This window comes from Gloeocapsopsis crepidinum LEGE 06123 (genome assembly GCF_015207655.1).
GTDB classification, from domain to species: Bacteria; Cyanobacteriota; Cyanobacteriia; order Cyanobacteriales; family Chroococcidiopsidaceae; genus Gloeocapsopsis; species Gloeocapsopsis crepidinum.
In genome coordinates this window covers 1-17,181 of record NZ_JADEWN010000052.1, presented here as the reverse complement: position 1 = coordinate 17,181, position 17,181 = coordinate 1, and the positions used below count along the sequence as shown (strand labels likewise).

Genomic DNA, 17,181 nt, shown 5'->3' with positions numbered 1-17,181 from the left:
TTGAGTAGTGAAGTGTTGAGCTTAAGAGAGTTATGAGTTATGAATTAAGAAAATTCTTTAGAATTCAAAACTCTTTCACTAGCCACTAGTCACTAGTCACTACTCTTTAGAATTCAAAACTCAAAACTTAAAACTAGCCACTAACTGCTTGCTTTTCATCTTTTTTTAGAAGGTAGTAGAGAGTATCGCGTTGTGCATGGGGTCTTTTGACGGAACTAATTGCGGTATGTAGAGTTTCTACTTCCATACACGTACCACCGATCGCACCTGCCATTGTGGTAATGTGTTCTTCCATTAAAGTACCGCCAATATCGTTGCAACCCCACTTTAAAGCTTCTATTGCCCCTGTTAGCCCTAGTTTGACCCAGCTTGGTTGATGGTTAGATATTGCCTGTCCTAAAAAGATCCGTGCTACTGCTGTCAGTAATAGTGCATCAGCAAGTACTGGTTGATCTCTACCAACTTTACGGCGTAGAGGTTTGGGAGCTTCTTGACCGACAAATGGTAGCAAAATGAATTCAGTTATGGTGGCGGGGTAATTTCTATCGTATGCGGTTTGTTGTAGCGATCGCAATTGTTGCAGGTGATAGATCTGCTGTTGTGGTGTTTCAATGTGTCCAGAAAGCATTGTACTAGTTGTTGGTACGCCTAATTGATGGGCTGTACTGACAATTTCTAGCCAAGTGGCTGTGTTAATTTTTTCAGGACACAAAATCCGCCTGACTCGATCGTCTAAGATTTCAGCAGCGGTTCCTGGCATTGAACCGACTCCGGCATCGCGTAAAGCAGCAATGACTGAGGCATAGCTAATATCATCTTTTCTTGCGATAAATTCTACTTCTTGGGGAGAAAATGCATGTAAGTGCAATTGAGGGAATTGTGCTTTGATGATTTTTACTAATTCCAGGTAATATGGCAGAGAGCGTCCGCTAATTTTCGCTTGCGGGTTTAATCCTCCTTGCATACAAATTTCTGTTGCACCGCGCTGTACCGCATCACTCGTTTTTTCAAGAATTTGTGCCCAGTTTAGCCAGTAAGCTTCTTCTTCACCAGCATCGCGCCGAAATGCACAGAAACTACAGTGCTGTTCGCAAATATTAGTAAAGTTAATATTACGATTGATGACATATGTTACAGTATCACCTGCTTGCAAGCGGCGGAGTTGATCGGCTGTATCCTGAATTGCTGCGATCGCTTCGATATCGGTCTGCTGTAACAATATTACTCCCTCTTGGGAGGATAGCTCGTATCCGGTTAAGGCACGCTCAAGAATCTTTTCAACAGCTTTAGTAGTCACAGAGCATTGGATAATTAAGTGCACTTTCTCAATTGTGTCAGTAAATGAAGCAAGAGGGCAGAGCAGGCAAATGAAACAAGAAGGCAGGCATCGGATGCCTGCCCCACATTTACACATACAGATAGTGAAAAATCTATGAGTTATGAATTTAAAACTCAATCCAAAGACTAAATATCAAGATATATTGCTGCTGTTGGTATGGACTGCGATCGCTGTTGGTTTGCGGTTAATGCTACTAGCAAGTAAACCACCTTGGACAGATGAATTCTCAACGTTAGTCTTTAGCTTGGGCAATAGTTTTCTTGGCGTTCCGTTAAATCAGGCGATCGCGCTTGATACACTACTGCAACCGTTGCAACATAATCCAGATCGTGGAGTTGTACAAGTTATTCAAAACTTGGTGACAGAAAGCAATCATCCACCACTGTACTTTGTGGTAGCTCATTTATGGATGAATTTTTGGTCGCCACACTCAACTGACTTAGTTTCGGTATGGACAGCCCGATCTCTTCCGGCATTACTTGGTGCAGCATCGGTTCCTGCAATTTATGGGTTGGGTTGGCTGACTTTTCGTTCTCGTTTAATCGGTCATTTATCGGCAGCAATGATGGCGGTTTCGCCTTATGGAATATTTTTAGCGCAAGAAGCCCGACATTACACGCTGGCAATTCTATGGGTTATTGCTTCCTTTGGTTGTTTGGTTGTTGCAATTCGACGTCTTGAGTACCGTAAACCAATTCCGGTCTGGTTAGTTGTTGTTTGGATTGCTGCAAATTTCATAGGGATCGCAACGCACTATTTTTTTGTGTTGACTCTTGGTGCTGAAGCCGCTGTTCTATGTGTGTTGTGGTTGCGTCATTATACATCTCGCACTGAATACCCTAGGTCTGGTTTTTGGTGGCAAATTTTGATGGTTGCGGTAGGAACATTTCTCGGTGGCTTAGTGTGGGTACCTGTGTTTTTCCAAAACAATTATGGCAGCGATCTCACCGATTGGATTCAAAACGGCACGAATGGATTATTAGCATTACTTAACCCAATTTTTCAAGCTCTGGCTGCTTGGCTGACAATGATATCTTTACTACCAGTAGAAGCCCCACAACTACCGATTGTGATTGCTTCTGGTTTTGTCATGCTGATTTTCTTTTTGTGGGCACTGCCTCAGTTGTATCGTGGTATCAAAGTAAAGCTCACGCAACCTAAAACACGCTTAATGACTTGGGTTTTTGTGGGAATTACGTGTAGTGCGATCGCATTGTTCTTTTTCTTTACTTATGTTTTTGGTATTGATCTCACTCGTGGCGCGCGCTATAACTTTGTCTATTTTCCTGCAGTTATGATTTTAGTGGGAGCAAGTCTTGCAGTTTGTTGGCAGACTCCTCATCAACAAGGAAAACGTGTTGTTGCCTTAATTTGGCTAATGGGATTACTCAGCGCGATCACAGTAGTTTGTAATTTAGGTTATCAAAAATACTACCGCCCTGACTTGATGGTAGAAATTATTCAAAACAATACATTGCACTCACCAATGTTGATTGCTACAACTCATAAAACTCATGTGCAAATTGGCGAAATGATGGGTATAGGTAGAGAATTTAAACTTGCTGGAGTTAATACGCCGCGATTCCTGTTAGCGAGTGAAACAAATGAAGCCCCTGCAACTTTACAACAAACTTTAAATAATTTTCCCCGACCTCTAGACTTGTGGTTGATCAATTTTCATGCGCCAGTGAAAGTAGATAGCTGTATTGCTGAACCTCAAGCTTTGCCATACGTTAATGGTTACAACTACCAGCTATATCGCTGCTATTAAGAGAGTCGTGAAGTGTTGAGTTAAGAAAATTCAAAACTCTTTGTTTCTACTTAAGTACTTCTGGAATACTCACAGAGGATAAACCTGCGATCGCTCGTAAATTTTGACAACGGATGAGTTCGATAAAAGTTAAGCTAGGACGTTTTTCAAGTTTGGCGACGGCTTCTATTGCAGTTAACAAATGTTCTGCTGCTTCAGCTTCAATGTAGCTGCGTCTTTGGGCAATTTGAATAGCGGCTTCGTCTGCTTCAACTTCTAATTGCGTACTGCGATTGTTGCGCCAGATGCGATTAAGTGCGATCGCACTCAAACCTCCTGCAACTAAAACTCCGACAGCATCTTGCTGTACTAATTCAATTGTTGCGCCTATTAGTCCTGCAATGACAACACCTTGATAAATGTCTGGCTTTAACCACTTGACTTGGAGAAGCCAAGATACAGTTCGTAACAGCAGCAGATCTCTTTGTGGCTGCGAAAGACGACGCCACAAGTCAAAATTGATATATATTAAACGCTGCTGGTTCCAAGGTAGGGGAAACGAGCTATCAATTACTGCTGCTTGCTCTGGTTTATTCACAATTTTAGTCATCATGCGACCAGAAGCTGGCATGATTTCTACGAGGCGGCGAATTTCAATAGCTGGCTCCATTGACTTTAGTTCAGCGCAACAATACGATCGCAATAAAAACTAACAACTGACTTAATGTAAGTAAGCATATTTATAGATTACACGCCAATTGAGCACCTACATCTGATATTTAGTTTGGTCGCTCTCTTTAATTCCACCTGATATACATTATTACTCTGTGTTTAAACAGATAATAGTAAGAAGCAGTTGAAATAAGGATTCCTGCATGGATGCATTTGCTCCTGTTCCTCCCGAATGGACTAATAAGGCAATTCACGCTTATGAGTTTTGTTGTCCTACTTGTCGTGCTTCGAGTCGAGAAGCGGAAAATGTTTGGCTGAATCGGCGATCGCCTGTAATGACAGATAATTATCGCCGCAAGTGGCAAGAATTTTATCAATGTCGTTGCGGTTGTGTGTGGTGGGCTTGGAGTAGCGATCGCCCGCCTTCGGAGTTCTCTTCATCTGAACTGTCAACGTAACCTAAAAAATAATTGGGGCGATCGCACAAAGATCGCCCCAACATCAGTTATGTAATACTAATCATCCTTTTAGAAGGAGAAAGTAGTACGAAGAGTTCCGACATAAATTGTGTCGTTATCGTTGTTATGCTCTGGATTAAAGATGACTAAAACACCAGGAGTGATAGCAACGTTATCAGTAAGTTGTAGACGATACAATCCTTCCAAGTGGTAGGAAGTATCTGGATCTTCAACAAGAGCACTGTCTGTAACCTTAGGTGGCTGACCAAAGATAACACCCAACTGACTGCCTTCTCTACCAAAGTCTTGTACTGCTAGTCCAGCTGCCCAGTAGAACATATCAGCATCAGCACCCGCATTAGGACCAGCTAACGCATCAGCAGTTGAATAACCTGCCCAACCTGAGAGGTTTAAGGTAGTACCAAGTTGTAAGCTAGCCTGCACGCCATAGTGGTTTGCTTCCGTAGCAACTTCGCCAAAAGGTTGGTTGGCATTAGCGCTACCTGTAGAGCCAAACAGATTGATACCGCTTTCTGTATTTTGATAAGTACGTGCATAGGTAGCACCGATACTGAAAGCATCGCTAAGGCGGTAGGAAAGTTGACCTAGAGCGCCGTAAGCACCGTTAAAGAGTCCCACACCTGTGCCAGGACCTTCGGCATTAGGTGCGAGGAAAGCTCCCGATACGGTTAGGGGGCCTTCTGGGTTCAGCGTTACTGTTAAGCCAGCACCACCTTCGGCTTGACGATAGATAGGGCTGAATCGACCATAACGAGATATTGCACCACGACCACTGCTTTCAAACGCTGGGTTGAAGGTGAAGACGTTATCGTTAAATTCAACATTCGCGAAGTCAACTTGGACTAAAACTGCATCGCCAACTGGGAAACGGTAGTAGAAGTCATCAAGTACGATGTCGTTATCAGTATCTGTCTCAAAGCCTAAGCGGGTCATTGCAGTACCCGTCTCATCGCTGTTATTGTCGATATTCCCAGCTTGTAGACGAACTCTTAAGCGATCTTCACCGCTGAAGCTCGCATCAAAGTTTAAACGCGCGCGAGCAGCAGCGATGGTGTTGTACTCTAGGTCTTCTCCACCTACAGCTTCATCACTAAATACATCTGCTACACCGAAGACGACTTCACCATTGAGGACGGTTGTTGTCGAGAACTGATTTGCTTCAAGTTCTGCGGTTTGCGCTTCTAAGGCATCAACTCGACCGCGTAGTGTAGCAATTTCTGCTGCAAATTCTTCTTGTAAACGTTGAAGAGTAGCTAAGTCTTCTCTTGTAACTTGATCTGCTGTGGCTGTTGCAATTAGCTCGTTTACACGGTCTAAACACGCATTCAAACCAGCTGCAAATTCGTAGCGGGTCAAGGCACGATTACCGCGATAGGTTCCATCAGGATAACCAGCAATACAACCGTAGCGTTCAACTAAAGATTGCAAAGCTTGAAATGCCCAATCTGTTGGCTGGACGTCAGATAACTGAGATACTGATGTTACCTGAGCTAGGGAATTTGCCGGAACTTGACTAACTAAGGTTGGAGCTTGGCTTGTAACAATTTGAGGGGCTGGTTCTACAGCCGCAGCTTGGTCAGCGGTTGCAGTCGGAACAACTACATCTACTACTGGAGCTTCAGTAGCTTGAACGCGGTTGCCTAGAAGCAAGGTTGCTCCTAAAATGACTGGACTGAGCCTCAAAGCATTCCAGAAAAATTTTGTCATTGTTTATCTCACTCACACCGATGTTATGAACAGATTTCAGATTTTAGGTATATCTGCTGTCAACACTAAAATTATACAAGCTGATCTCGCTAAAAAATCAATAGTAATATTTCGGATTTTTATGAGATCTTTAGAGCGATCACCTTTCAAAAGCAAGTGTTTGTTGCCCAGAGTACACTGGTAAACATTGGACATTCTTCGCTTCTGTTTAAAGATATAGAATAACAGGTTTGTTGAGGTTACAAAAGTGCTATTTGACTAAACATAAAATTATGCGTCTTTGATGACGAAGTAACATTCCTTCCTCTTCAAAGTGCTGTAACAATCGAGTGACTGAAACTCTTGTTGTGTTAATGACTTCTGCCATTTCCTGGTGAGTAATAGCTAAATCAATTAACCGACCTTGCTCTACTTCTCGACCAAATTTCTCAGAGAGCCAGATCAAAAAGTGCCACAGTCTCATAGAAACTGGTTTTCGATGTACGATACTCAGAAGCTCTTCAGATTGCTGGATGTGAAGTAACATAGAATCTACTGCTTGATGCCATAAGCCTGCTGGCAAAAGACTCATTTCCACACTTGTTAGGCACTCTATCTGGTATGGATTTACCCGCGATAATGGGTAGCCTACGACATCATCTGCGCCCCAGTATCCTAATGTTATGAGTGTGCCTTGTTCGCTCCAGGTAAAGGTACGTACGGCTCCGCGTTCTATTTTCCACAAAAGGTCTTGGCGGGGTGGAATAAGCTCTTTGCGGCTAAATATCCGCTGGCTCAGTGGCGAGGGGAGTGGTGGGTTTGGAGCGGAGATAGTCATGGATATAACCGTTGTTTTTGTTGTTAGTGTGGTTATTTTTTGTATCTATTACTTTTCACTTGTTTGAGAATAAACTCTGCATTTGATTGGCTGCAAATTTAGAAAATAACAGATGATTCTTTCTAGATATTATGTCAATGAAACTTAGTTCTATGTCTCCCATTCACAGGGAAAATTACCACTCCTGCAATGGTGCAAATCAACATATAATATGTAGCACTCGCGTTTCATTATATTCAGCTTAAGTGCAATTTTAAAAGAAAGTGTCCTGGAGTTTTTATTGTGAGTTTAATACTAATAGTAAAGCTATAAGTTTAAGAACAGGTAAGCCTTTGTTAAAGATTGTGTTGTTGTATACAGCACACAACATATTTAGTAATAGTTTCGGCGAATTAGTTTGAGTAAATCAAGGATATAGGAGAAAAAGATGACGACAAACTCTTTGTACAAAAAAATAATCTTATTCTCTTGTGCCTCAACTTCATACTTGTTTGCCCTAGGTAGGCATCCCACATTGAGTATTAACCTACTTTCTATCTGTGAAGCTTGTAGAGTGAGATAGTTAAGATTAGGCTCTGTGTCCTGTGACGATGTATGCTACTCTTTGACCAATATTTGTTGCGTGATCTGCCATTCGTTCTATGTGGCGGATAACAAGTGCTAAAAGCAAGATTGGTTCTACTACTCCTTTGATGTCGCGCTCGGTTGCCAAAGTTTGGTAGAGTGTTTGGTAGGCATCATCGACAAAATCATCGAGCCGTTTGACTGTTTTTCCAGCATCAGCATCGAGATCGGCTAGTGCAACTAAGCTAGTTGCTAGCATGGCTTGGGCGTGATGAGACATTTCCTCAATTTGAGGAACACAACGATGAGGCGGATAGGGAAAAAGTTTGATGGCTATTTCAGCTAAGTCCTCTGCATAATCGCCAATGCGTTCTAAGTCGCGGACGAGTTGCATAAACGCACTTAACAAGCGCAAATCTTGTGCTACTGGTGATTCTGAGGTGAGTAGAGTAGCACACTCTATCTCAATTTGTTTGTAGAAGCGATCGATTTGTTTATCGAGTAGAGGTAGTTGTTTAGCTACTTCTAAGTCACGTGCAAACAACGCTTGATGACTGAGCCTAAAGGAATTTTCGACTAAAGCTCCCATCCTTAAAACGTCACGCTCTAAGCTTTTGAGGCGACGTTCAAAATGGCGGCGCTCAGAATTATAATTAATATTCACGCTTCGCAATTTTGCACCAAAGAGATTGGTTACTGTTGTCTCAATGTTAGTGCTAATTTTAAGGATTCGCTAATACCTCTGGAAGCACAACTTGTAACCAAGCACCACCACTTTGGGGATGATTCATTGCTTTTATTGTGCCGCCGTGAGCTAAAACAATTTGTCGCGCGATCGCTAAACCCAAACCGCAGCCTGCACTGATAGGACAATTGGGATGAGTTAACGGTTGTCGAGTGCGTGAGGGATCTCCTCGGTAAAGTCGATCGAACACATAAGGTAAATCAGCGCTAGGAAAGCCTGAACCAGAATCAATGATATCAATTTGTACTTGATCTACTGGGATTAGACTGAGTTTGACTTCAATTTTTCCTTCGGGAGGACTATATTTGATGCTGTTATCAAATAAATTCAGAAACAGGCGATAAAGTCGCGATTCATCGGCTTTAAGCCATACGGCTTCGAGTCCAGAATAGCTTAATTGCATCTTTTTGTTTCGGGACAAAGGTTCGAGGGTTTCCCACACAGTGCTCATTAGCGATCGCAGTTCCACACTTTGGCGATTTAATTTACTGTTATTTTCAAGTTGATTGAGTTCTAGCCAGCCTTGCACTAAGTTAATTAAGCGATCAATTTCAGGGAGAATGCGTTCAGCCCAGCGTTGGAGTGGTGGTTGTAACTGTTGCTCTAAAGTTTCAGCAATGAGACGAATTGAGGTTAGTGGCGTTTTTAATTCGTGGGCTAAATCGGAAAGTGTGCGATCGCGGGAAGCTGCTAAATCTACCAACGGTTGACGATTTTCAATAAATACACTAACTTTTCCTTCAGGTAAAGGATAGCTGTAGGCTTGCAAAGTACGCGGTTGAGATTCTCCAAGCGAAACAGCATTAGTAAAAGTTGGATGAAACACCCATTCTATTGCTTGTGGTTGTTGGCGATCGCGTGTTTGCTCAATGAGATGATCTAGTTCATAAGAACGTACAAGCTCTAAAAGTAGCCTAGCTTGTCCAACTTTCCACCTTTGTATATTTAATAATTGCTGTGCTTGAATGTTACAACACAAAAGTTGATTTTCTTCATCTACTTGTAGATAACCTACGGGTGCAACTTCTAAGAGGTATTCACACAAGTCAATTTTTGCTTGTAGCTGAGTGCTATATTCTTTTTGTTTGACAATTGCCCGCTGTAACAAATTGATGGAAGGTAGGGAAATTTCTGTAGCTTCAGCAGGAAGCCTGCGCAATACTTGCTGCAACCTTTTTTGGAATCGGGTATATTGCCAACACCAAATTCCAAGTCCTACAGCTAGCCCCAAAAAGAATTCCAACAACGCCATTAAGAGCCACGAGCTTTTGAATGCTATCAGCTACTAGCTTATCTATTTTGGCTAGGAAGGGATCAATTTGAGGAATCAGAGATCGAGAATCAGGGGACGGAGAGTCGTGAAGTGTTGAGTTATGAGTTAAGACACTTCTTTGTAATTCAAAACGTGCTAAGGCACCGCTACGCTAACAAAACTTAGAATTCAAAACTCTAAAATGAATTCAAAACTCACAACCAGTCACTAGCCACTAGCCACTCATCACTCACCCCTTTATCTTCCTACCCAAATCGGTAGCCGAAGCCGCGTACAGTAATGATGTATTCAGGATGGCTGGGATCTTTTTCTAATTTTTCCCGTAGCCAACGAATGTGAACATCAACAGTTTTACTATCTCCGACAAAATCTGCACCCCAAACTTGATCGAGTAATTGCTCGCGCGACCAAACTCGGCGGGGATATGTGATAAACAGTTCGAGTAGGCGAAACTCTTTAGGTGAAAGATTAACTTCTTCACCACGCACAGTAACGCGACACTCTTGAGAATAGAGCGTGACATCTTTGAACTGAAGCAGTGGCAGTTGAGGTAAGCTGTTGAAGCGTTGGCGACGCAACAAAGCCCGACAACGAGCCACGAGTTCCCTCATACTGAAGGGCTTGCTGATATAGTCGTCGGCTCCGACTTCTAGACCTAATACGCGATCTGTTTCGCTACCTTTTGCACTAAGAATGAGGATAGGTATTTGGTTTCCTTGATGACGCAGTAAGCGACAGACATCTAGACCATTAATTTGAGGTAGCATTAAGTCCAAAATTAATAGGTCAAAAGGTACTTCACCTTGAGTTGCATCGCTATTTTGCAACAAAGATAAGGCACTTCTGCCATCTGCAGCAGTTGCGATCGCATAACCTTCAGCCTCTAACGCGAGAACAAGCATTTCGCGGATTAGCTCTTCGTCCTCTACAACTAAGATGCGGCTCATTTGCCCAATTTCTGCCCTCGGAGGACACTTGGCTGGTTCAAGAGTAAACATCAATCAAAAATTTCGCGAGTAGGCTGCATAACTATTATCTACCTCTAATGGTATAGATGTTTGCCTTACTTATGAAATTATTGAAAATTAGTAGATAAATTTATTTTAAATCTTATGTAGAAGCATGGTAGTTATAACAGGGGTCGGAGGTCAGGGTTAAAAGCTGGATACTCTTCGACTAAAATTTTGGCTACTCAAGCAAAGTGCAGCTTCGCACACTTAGGACAAATCCACAGAGGTGGACTGGGTTTAGCTGGTTATTGGTAAGAAAAAGAGAGACTAGGTTTGTGTAGTGCTGGAACAATTCTTTCGCTTGCCATTCTCGCACCAGATAAATTACGGGCTACAGGTCCAACCTGAAGTGCGGCTAATCCTCCGGTAATGAACAATTCGCAACCTACCCAACGTAAGTGAGAATCTAAAACGGGCAAACCTTTAGCGGTAGAAATCGGATACCGTTCGATTACTTCTTTAAGTAAAGGTTCGGTGGTGATGTCGGTTTTTGTTCCTGTAGCAAGCCAAATGCGATCGCACTCGTGTTTACTGCCATCATCACAAGAAATCTGCCAAGAGTTAGATTGCCATGTAGCATAGAGTACTTGACAATTTTCCATTAATTTAACGCATGTGTGATGTTGGGCGCGGCGCAGTTGTGTCATTATTGCTGGTGTCATGGAACCGCCATTTCTTGCCTTTTGAATTAATTCAGCGCGGGTTTGCCAATCGGGTTCTGCCCAAAAGCTTTTAAGGTATTTTGGTCCTAGCCAACCAGGATCTGCATCGAATAATTTTTCTTGCAGGTTGCGGCGTGACATTAATATAACTTTGGCATCACGAGCGATCGCTCCTAAAGCTAAGTGTCCGCTTGTTAATCCACTACCGATAATTAGTATCGTTTCTCCGCGTAAGTGTAAATGACGCAGATCGACATGACAAGAATGGCAAAGTCTTTCTTGCGGATAGGGAGATGAAATTTGTTGCGCCCAAGCAGGAATTTGGGGTGTATTGCCACCAGTTGCGAGAATGACTCGTCGGGCGACAATTGATTGACTGTTGTGCAACCACAGGCGAAATCGCGATCGCAAGTTTTGTTTAATTGGTTCAATGCGAACAACTTTAGCAGTGACAATGTGGTTTTGTAATGACCAACGACGAATTAATTCTTGACAAAAATCTTGAAACAATAAGGTTCCTGGCAGATCGTAGGGAGGATAGAGTTCGTGCGATCGCAAGTGGGCAAATTGTCTTAAAGCATAAGGGTTGGGATCGGGATGATGTACCGCAGGCGATCTTAAATGCGGAATCTCAAATGCAGCAAATTGATTTTGCCATTGTTGCATCCAAGTTCCACTAGGATCGAAGACTAATAACCGCTGACGTAGCTGCTGGCGTTTTTGTAATAAGTGTGTCACCACAGTCATCGCATGCGGTCCCGCGCCGATAACTGCAATATCTGTGTTATGAGGTAGTGAGCTTGCTACCATACTTAATGTTGAATTGTGTCATAATTTTTATACAATGATAATCATTATCACATCATGACGCAATTGATTACTGTTGTGGCTGGTCTTCTTGGTGTAGGAAAAACACACTGGATTCGCCAGCAATTTACTCAACAACCAACACTGTATTTTTCACCTGCAACGCGAATTAGCATCGACCAAACTCGTTTAGCAGCGGAGTTTCCTGATGTGCAATTTTTAGCTGACGACCAACAGACACAACTATGGAAGCTTGCTTCTGGAGTTAACACATACTTAGTCTTAGCCCAAATAGCGCCAATACTCGATACTCTCAACTGTCATCGTGTGGCGATTGTTCCTGCTGGAACGCAAGATTCTGATTGGGATGAATGGGCTGATGTAATTATTGCAGGGTCATTAGGTACAACTGATGCAACTGCGTTATGGCTTGCGAATACGACAGGTCATGTCATCGATCCTGATAGTTTAGAGGTTTTTTGGTACGAATTGACTCAAGGGGCTTACGAAGTCGTGTCGCGTACCAAGGGAATTTTTGAACTGGCGGATGGGTTATCCGTTGATGGTGACTTTGTTGCAGGGTTACAACCGAGGGAATTTGATGAATTAAATTTACCACGTTGGCTCGAAGGAAGACCGCAGCGCTTCACGTTAAATATTCCGACGTGTGCGGATTTCTGGGATGAAGATGTTGTAGAAGAACTCAATACTTGTGAATGTAGTTATCCTGATCAAATGCAATCAGGTTCAGTTACCGCAAGTGTCATGACGCTGGACGATCAAACATCACCGCGTGCGATCGCTTCGGATGCGCAATCGCCGCACAACCATGCCAAGTCGTTGGAGTAGGAAACGTAGGAAGGTTGCCAGAAATTGCTGTTTATACTTTGTTTGAACTAACTACTAATTCTGTATGGTTTGAAACAGTTAATTACTCAGTTGAAAAAAGTCGTTAAAGTGCTTTTCAAGCAAATAATCTTCTGTAAACGGGAGTTGTTAAGGTTTTGGTGTCATCTTCCTTTTGAAAGACTTTTCTATAAATATTTTTCTATATCTAAAATTAATTATTCCTTAATTGAGAATTATTTGCATTTAGGTTGCAATTTTAAGTCAACAAACCTATACTCAATTTCAAACAGTATCAGCACTCTTTAGTTTTTAATCCAAATGCTATGGCTTTTGTAACTCACACCCCAACGTCGCCTGCTAATTGGAGCCAGTATACTTTTAGCCGTGGTGATAAAATTCCACTCAAAGCAAACGTACTGCTGCGGATTGAGCGCGGGGCTGTACGTAGCCTAACCTGGAGTGAAGAAGGCACAACAGTAACTTTAGGCTATTGGGGTGCTGGGGATGTCGTAGGTCAACCTCTCTCAAAGATTCAGCCTTACCAGATTGAGTGCTTGACAAGTGTAGAAGCGACTTATGTTCCGGCTGTGCAGTGGTGTCAGGTCATTGATAGTATTTTACGGAACGTACAACAAGCAGAAGAATTGTTGTGCATTGTCCGCCACGAGAGAATTCCCAATCGTTTACTACAACTTCTGGCTTGGTTAGCTAGCAAGTTTGGGCGTAGTGTCGATCAAGGACAGTTGATTGATTTGCGTCTGACGCATCAAGAAATCGCTGAAGTTATTGGCACAACACGGGTGACTGTAACACGAATGCTTGCTCGTTTTGAGGAAGAAGGCATTATTTATCGTCCTCGGCGTCATTTTATTCTGTTGCGTCGGGTTTAGAATGCTCCGACTTTCTTTAGGGCTATACCAGCAAAGTGGATCTACGCGCACTCTTGTTAATGATTATCATTTTTATCAATTATCCTTATGACCTCACAAATTGTGCCAATCCACGAAATGTCTACAACAAATACATCGATAATTCGTCCACGGCGCTGGCAACGAACGCCTACATCGGCGGATGGTACGCGAAACACAATTAAGCGTGAATGATTCGTCCTCTGTTTGTGATGGAGGAAGCACGTAGAATTGAACTCTCTTCAATGCTAGGGTGTCGCTACTCGTTGAGGTTTGACGAGTATTAAACGGGCAGGTGTAAACTTGATTTTGACGTATTTTGCTAAGGAAGTTGCTTTCATTTTAGCTTTGTGAAAAGGTTACTCAATACAAATATTAGAGGCTTATGACTACTACAGCAAAAGAAGCTACAGATAAGATTTCTGGTGTTTCGGAAACTTTGATGATTACGCTGTATGCGCGGTATGTAGAGTCGCAACGTCATGATGCAATTCTTAAGGATAATAAAACAACAGAAATTGTCGAGAAGATTGATTATGATTTTTCAAAGTATGCTCAAGGATGGGCGTCGCAACTTGGATGTGTAATTCGTGCAGAAGTTTACGATCGCCTAGTTTCACAATTCATTCAAAATTATCCCAAAGCAACTATTATCAATTTAGGTGCAGGGCTTTGTACGCGTTTTTTTCGGGTTGACAATGGGGAAATAACTTGGTACGAGGTCGATTTTCCTGAAGTGATTGACCTGAAACGTAAGTTGATTGATGAAAGCGATCGCTACCGTTTTATTGCTAGTTCTATTTTAGAAGCTACTTGGATGGATGTTCAGCGCGTAGCACCAGTATTAATTATTATGGAAGGGGTATCAATGTATCTTACGGAAATAGAGATGAAAACTCTATTTCAAAACATTACTCGCGACCTTGCACCAGTCACAATACTTATGGATGTTATTGCTAGCAAAAGAGCAAAAAATACTCAGAAACATGATACTGTTTCTAAAACTAATGCAAAGTTTAAGTGGGGACTAGATAACTCCAAAGAATTGGAAAATTGGCAACAAGAACTTACAGTGACGGATGAAATTTACTATTTAACTCGCTTTGCAAATTATCCACATCGCTTACCTTGGTGGGGTAGATATTTGCGGTTCATTCTTGTTGCGGTGTTTAAAAACTTTGGGCGAGTAATTCAAGTGCAAATTAATCAATCAGTTTAACTCTTGATTAGCAAGTACATACAAGTAAACGAGGGTTTTTACAGAAACTGTTTCTGAAGATAGACGTACTTTAAATTATTCAATAGTATATCAGTAAGTACCTACCTTTAGCGAATAGCAGTAACTATGAGTCAGTTACAACCACGACTTGGGTTAGAAATAGAGGCGATCGCACCTCCTGTTGAACCTGATGCTGAGCCAATTCCGTCTCCTGAACCAGGTACTGAACCCGATCCAGAACCAACACCAGAAGAAGATCCGGATTTAGAGCCTGTTCCTGCTCCATCATAAACTTGCATATAAAACACAAGCACTAGTAAAATTTAATAAAATAATATCAGACTAAGCTTAGTTTTTAGCTGCAAAGAGTTGAAATAATGTTGGTAAAAAGAGCATTATCTAAAATTGAGCACTAAAATCAAGAGCATAAATTTAGCTATTTTTGATTGCAGCAAGTCAAAAATTAGAAAAAATATTAGTAGTCATTTCCCTATTTCTTCAGGTAGACGTCAGTTTGATAAGGCTGCTCTACTGTTTGATTAGCGTTTTTGGTTGCATATGTCTTCTACGTACAACACTCATCGCCGTAAGGAAATTCTTCGGGGTGTTCTTGCTGTATCTTTAGTTATTGTTGGTCTAACACATTTTATCCGACCTGAACAATATGCGCGTATTGTACCGCCACCATTTCCGCCCTTCGCCTCAGTCTATTTGAGTGGTATATTCGAGATCCTTGGTGGTATTGGGTTGTTGATTCCTGCGGTGAGTGTAACAGCAGCATGGTGTTTAATTGCTTTGTTTATCGGGGTGTTTCCGGCAAACATCTACATGACATTGCACAACATTAAAGTTGAGGGAATTCCCCACAGTCAACTGCTGTATTTGGCGAGACTACCACTACAGGGTGTGTTAATTGCCTGGGCGTATTGGTATACTCGAAACCCAGAAATACAATTAGAAACAACAGACGGGTAATTTGAACAAATGCGATCGGTTCGCGTGCTGCGCTACGCGCAATCGCTCCTAGATTTTTTAATCATGTTACTTGCAAAATGGAACAATGATAATCCTGATTGTTAGCAACTATGACTTCTACCGCAGCACCTCTACCAAATTCACTTGCGCGTGTTGTACAGCGCTTTCAACGACTTTCTAACCCGAAACAACGTTACGAACAGTTGATTTGGTATGCTAAACGGCTAAAAGAATTTCCTGAAGGCAATAAAGTGCCAGAAAATAAAGTTCCAGGTTGTGTTTCGCAGGTGTATATCACTGCGGGGCTAGACCAAGGAAAAGTTTGGTATCAAGGGGATTCAGATTCAGCACTTGTGAAAGGATTAGTTGCTCTTTTGGTTGAAGGTTTAAGTGGGTTGTCACCCGAAGAGATTTTGCAAGTGTCTCCAGAGTTTATCAAGGATACTGGATTGAATGCAAGTCTGACACCTTCGCGCAGTAATGGCTTTTACAACATCTTTCAGAAAATGAAGGAAAAAGCTTTGTTGTTGGCGAGCAAGTAAATTTTATGGGATGATGGGCAGGCAAGATGCCTACCCTACATGGCTAAACTCCTATTGACATCATGTTCAGATTGGTCAAGAAATTGATTGTGTGATATCAGTATCTACCAGTAGTGTTGCCGCTCCAGAAGCAAACTGATTGTACCTGATGCCATCAAGTGTAGTTGTGCCACCACGAAGCCATCCTTGACCAGTTGATGTTACTGAGTCACCCGCATTACCATTCACAATTAAACGATTAGTGGTATCAGAGAGATTGAGCAAGTTTAAGCGTGTCAGGATAAGGTTGTTGTCACCTGTACCAGTGAGGTCGATAATTTCAATAGAGCGAATTTGATTACGAGGGAGAGTAGTTAAGTCAATTGTGATGCCGCTAGTATCAACAGTGAGAGTATCTGTACCATTACCACCATCGAGACGGCGATCGCGCACGCCAAAGCTGAGAGTATCATCCCCAACACTACCGTAGAGAACATCAACACCACGCCCACCGATAAGGCGATCGTTCCCTCTGCCACCGATAAGGATGTCATCGCCATTAGTACCAGTGAGAGTATCATCGCCATCAGTACCAAGGTGAGTAACAGAATTTGTAAAGTCGCGACCAAAGATAACGTAGCTTTCTCCAGCGTAGATTTGACCATTGGGACTAGCATTAGGTGCGCTAATAATCAGGTCAGCAAAACCATCGCCATCAATATCTCCTGCACTGCTAACAGAACCGCCTGAAAAATCATACAGCCTATTGCAGTTTTATGAGGCACAGTAGCAACAGTGAGTAAACCAGTTTTTCAAATGCACGGGATTAATTAAATCGAGTGCAGTGGCAATGAGAAGATCAACCCTGAATGCAGTAGTTGGGG

General features: G+C 42.2%; 18 protein-coding genes and 1 pseudogene. 9 read left to right on the top strand and 10 right to left on the bottom strand.

Annotation, left to right across the window (positions count from 1 at the left end):
• Positions 1 to 133: 133 nt before the first annotated feature.
• A complete protein-coding gene (gene cofH / locus IQ230_RS18605) occupies positions 134 to 1,297 on the bottom strand; it encodes a 7,8-didemethyl-8-hydroxy-5-deazariboflavin synthase subunit CofH (RefSeq protein ID WP_322742477.1) in 1,164 nt (387 codons plus the stop codon).
• Between the two features lie 142 nt (positions 1,298 to 1,439).
• Here cofH and IQ230_RS18600 point away from each other — a divergent pair, with 142 nt between their 5' ends.
• On the top strand, positions 1,440 to 3,110 hold the full coding sequence (locus tag IQ230_RS18600) for a glycosyltransferase family 39 protein (RefSeq protein WP_193933755.1): 1,671 nt from the start codon (positions 1,440 to 1,442) through the stop codon (positions 3,108 to 3,110).
• A 46-nt stretch (positions 3,111 to 3,156) separates the two neighbouring features.
• Here IQ230_RS18600 and IQ230_RS18595 read toward each other — a convergent pair whose 3' ends face one another.
• A complete protein-coding gene (locus tag IQ230_RS18595; RefSeq protein WP_193933754.1) occupies positions 3,157 to 3,759 on the bottom strand; it encodes a DUF3318 domain-containing protein in 603 nt (200 codons plus the stop codon).
• 205 nt (positions 3,760 to 3,964) lie between these two features.
• Here IQ230_RS18595 and IQ230_RS18590 point away from each other — a divergent pair, with 205 nt between their 5' ends.
• Positions 3,965 to 4,219, top strand: coding sequence for a hypothetical protein (locus IQ230_RS18590; RefSeq protein ID WP_099701571.1), 255 nt, complete (start codon positions 3,965 to 3,967; stop codon positions 4,217 to 4,219).
• Between the two features lie 69 nt (positions 4,220 to 4,288).
• Here the strand turns inward: IQ230_RS18590 and IQ230_RS18585 are convergent, their stop codons facing one another.
• The 6 genes from IQ230_RS18585 to IQ230_RS18560 all read right to left on the bottom strand — a co-directional run bounded on the left by IQ230_RS18585 (position 4,289) and on the right by IQ230_RS18560 (position 11,828).
• On the bottom strand, positions 4,289 to 5,947 hold the full coding sequence (locus tag IQ230_RS18585) for an iron uptake porin (protein WP_193933753.1): 1,659 nt from the start codon (positions 5,945 to 5,947) through the stop codon (positions 4,289 to 4,291).
• Between the two features lie 250 nt (positions 5,948 to 6,197).
• Entirely contained in the window at positions 6,198 to 6,764 is a 567-nt protein-coding gene (locus IQ230_RS18580; protein ID WP_193933752.1) for a Crp/Fnr family transcriptional regulator, read from the bottom strand.
• Between the two features lie 568 nt (positions 6,765 to 7,332).
• Positions 7,333 to 7,992 carry a phosphate signaling complex protein PhoU gene (gene phoU / locus IQ230_RS18575; RefSeq protein WP_193933751.1) on the bottom strand — a complete coding sequence of 220 codons (660 nt, stop codon included), beginning with the start codon at positions 7,990 to 7,992 and terminating at the stop codon, positions 7,333 to 7,335.
• A 58-nt stretch (positions 7,993 to 8,050) separates the two neighbouring features.
• A complete protein-coding gene (locus tag IQ230_RS18570; protein WP_193933750.1) occupies positions 8,051 to 9,325 on the bottom strand; it encodes a sensor histidine kinase in 1,275 nt (424 codons plus the stop codon).
• Positions 9,326 to 9,591: 266 nt separating this feature from the next.
• The gene (locus IQ230_RS18565; RefSeq protein WP_193933749.1) at positions 9,592 to 10,344 is read right to left on the bottom strand and encodes a response regulator transcription factor; all 753 of its coding nucleotides are present in this window, start codon (positions 10,342 to 10,344) and stop codon (positions 9,592 to 9,594) included.
• Between the two features lie 257 nt (positions 10,345 to 10,601).
• Positions 10,602 to 11,828 (bottom strand): FAD/NAD(P)-binding protein, encoded by a 1,227-nt coding sequence (locus IQ230_RS18560; protein ID WP_193933748.1) that lies wholly within the window; start codon positions 11,826 to 11,828, stop codon positions 10,602 to 10,604.
• A gap of 54 nt (positions 11,829 to 11,882) precedes the next feature.
• Here IQ230_RS18560 and IQ230_RS26855 point away from each other — a divergent pair, with 54 nt between their 5' ends.
• From IQ230_RS26855 to IQ230_RS18525, 7 genes are all read left to right on the top strand, one after another.
• Positions 11,883 to 12,674: a GTP-binding protein gene (locus IQ230_RS26855; protein ID WP_228055120.1), complete on the top strand. Its 792-nt coding sequence runs from the start codon at positions 11,883 to 11,885 to the stop codon at positions 12,672 to 12,674.
• 323 nt (positions 12,675 to 12,997) lie between these two features.
• Positions 12,998 to 13,564 (top strand): Crp/Fnr family transcriptional regulator, encoded by a 567-nt coding sequence (locus tag IQ230_RS18550; RefSeq protein WP_193933747.1) that lies wholly within the window; start codon positions 12,998 to 13,000, stop codon positions 13,562 to 13,564.
• Between the two features lie 87 nt (positions 13,565 to 13,651).
• Entirely contained in the window at positions 13,652 to 13,777 is a 126-nt protein-coding gene (locus IQ230_RS27480; RefSeq protein ID WP_265576234.1) for a hypothetical protein, read from the top strand.
• Positions 13,778 to 13,967: 190 nt separating this feature from the next.
• The gene (locus IQ230_RS18540; RefSeq protein WP_193933746.1) at positions 13,968 to 14,801 is read left to right on the top strand and encodes a class I SAM-dependent methyltransferase; all 834 of its coding nucleotides are present in this window, start codon (positions 13,968 to 13,970) and stop codon (positions 14,799 to 14,801) included.
• 126 nt (positions 14,802 to 14,927) lie between these two features.
• Positions 14,928 to 15,092 carry a hypothetical protein gene (locus IQ230_RS18535; protein ID WP_193933745.1) on the top strand — a complete coding sequence of 55 codons (165 nt, stop codon included), beginning with the start codon at positions 14,928 to 14,930 and terminating at the stop codon, positions 15,090 to 15,092.
• A 267-nt stretch (positions 15,093 to 15,359) separates the two neighbouring features.
• The gene (locus tag IQ230_RS18530; RefSeq protein ID WP_193933744.1) at positions 15,360 to 15,776 is read left to right on the top strand and encodes a DoxX family protein; all 417 of its coding nucleotides are present in this window, start codon (positions 15,360 to 15,362) and stop codon (positions 15,774 to 15,776) included.
• 110 nt (positions 15,777 to 15,886) lie between these two features.
• Positions 15,887 to 16,318: a SufE family protein gene (locus IQ230_RS18525; RefSeq protein ID WP_193933743.1), complete on the top strand. Its 432-nt coding sequence runs from the start codon at positions 15,887 to 15,889 to the stop codon at positions 16,316 to 16,318.
• Positions 16,319 to 16,393: 75 nt separating this feature from the next.
• Here IQ230_RS18525 and IQ230_RS27735 read toward each other — a convergent pair whose 3' ends face one another.
• Positions 16,394 to 16,750, bottom strand: coding sequence for a hypothetical protein (locus IQ230_RS27735; protein WP_322742474.1), 357 nt, complete (start codon positions 16,748 to 16,750; stop codon positions 16,394 to 16,396).
• A gap of 42 nt (positions 16,751 to 16,792) precedes the next feature.
• A pseudogene (locus IQ230_RS27730) lies at positions 16,793 to 17,017 on the bottom strand (hypothetical protein); the annotation flags it as partial.
• Between the last annotated feature and the right edge of the window lie 164 nt (positions 17,018 to 17,181).

Coding starts and splice junctions, on each gene's coding strand:
- IQ230_RS18560 (WP_193933748.1), bottom strand. CDS start 11,828: ATGGTAGCAAGCTCACTACCTCATAACACAGATATTGCAGTTATCGGC.
- IQ230_RS18570 (WP_193933750.1), bottom strand. CDS start 9,325: ATGGCGTTGTTGGAATTCTTTTTGGGGCTAGCTGTAGGACTTGGAATT.
- IQ230_RS26855 (WP_228055120.1), top strand. CDS start 11,883: ATGACGCAATTGATTACTGTTGTGGCTGGTCTTCTTGGTGTAGGAAAA.
- IQ230_RS18585 (WP_193933753.1), bottom strand. CDS start 5,947: ATGACAAAATTTTTCTGGAATGCTTTGAGGCTCAGTCCAGTCATTTTA.
- IQ230_RS18565 (WP_193933749.1), bottom strand. CDS start 10,344: ATGTTTACTCTTGAACCAGCCAAGTGTCCTCCGAGGGCAGAAATTGGG.
- IQ230_RS18550 (WP_193933747.1), top strand. CDS start 12,998: ATGGCTTTTGTAACTCACACCCCAACGTCGCCTGCTAATTGGAGCCAG.
- IQ230_RS18595 (WP_193933754.1), bottom strand. CDS start 3,759: ATGGAGCCAGCTATTGAAATTCGCCGCCTCGTAGAAATCATGCCAGCT.
- IQ230_RS18600 (WP_193933755.1), top strand. CDS start 1,440: ATGAATTTAAAACTCAATCCAAAGACTAAATATCAAGATATATTGCTG.
- IQ230_RS18525 (WP_193933743.1), top strand. CDS start 15,887: ATGACTTCTACCGCAGCACCTCTACCAAATTCACTTGCGCGTGTTGTA.
- IQ230_RS18580 (WP_193933752.1), bottom strand. CDS start 6,764: ATGACTATCTCCGCTCCAAACCCACCACTCCCCTCGCCACTGAGCCAG.
- IQ230_RS18540 (WP_193933746.1), top strand. CDS start 13,968: ATGACTACTACAGCAAAAGAAGCTACAGATAAGATTTCTGGTGTTTCG.
- IQ230_RS27480 (WP_265576234.1), top strand. CDS start 13,652: ATGACCTCACAAATTGTGCCAATCCACGAAATGTCTACAACAAATACA.
- IQ230_RS18535 (WP_193933745.1), top strand. CDS start 14,928: ATGAGTCAGTTACAACCACGACTTGGGTTAGAAATAGAGGCGATCGCA.
- IQ230_RS18590 (WP_099701571.1), top strand. CDS start 3,965: ATGGATGCATTTGCTCCTGTTCCTCCCGAATGGACTAATAAGGCAATT.
- IQ230_RS18530 (WP_193933744.1), top strand. CDS start 15,360: ATGTCTTCTACGTACAACACTCATCGCCGTAAGGAAATTCTTCGGGGT.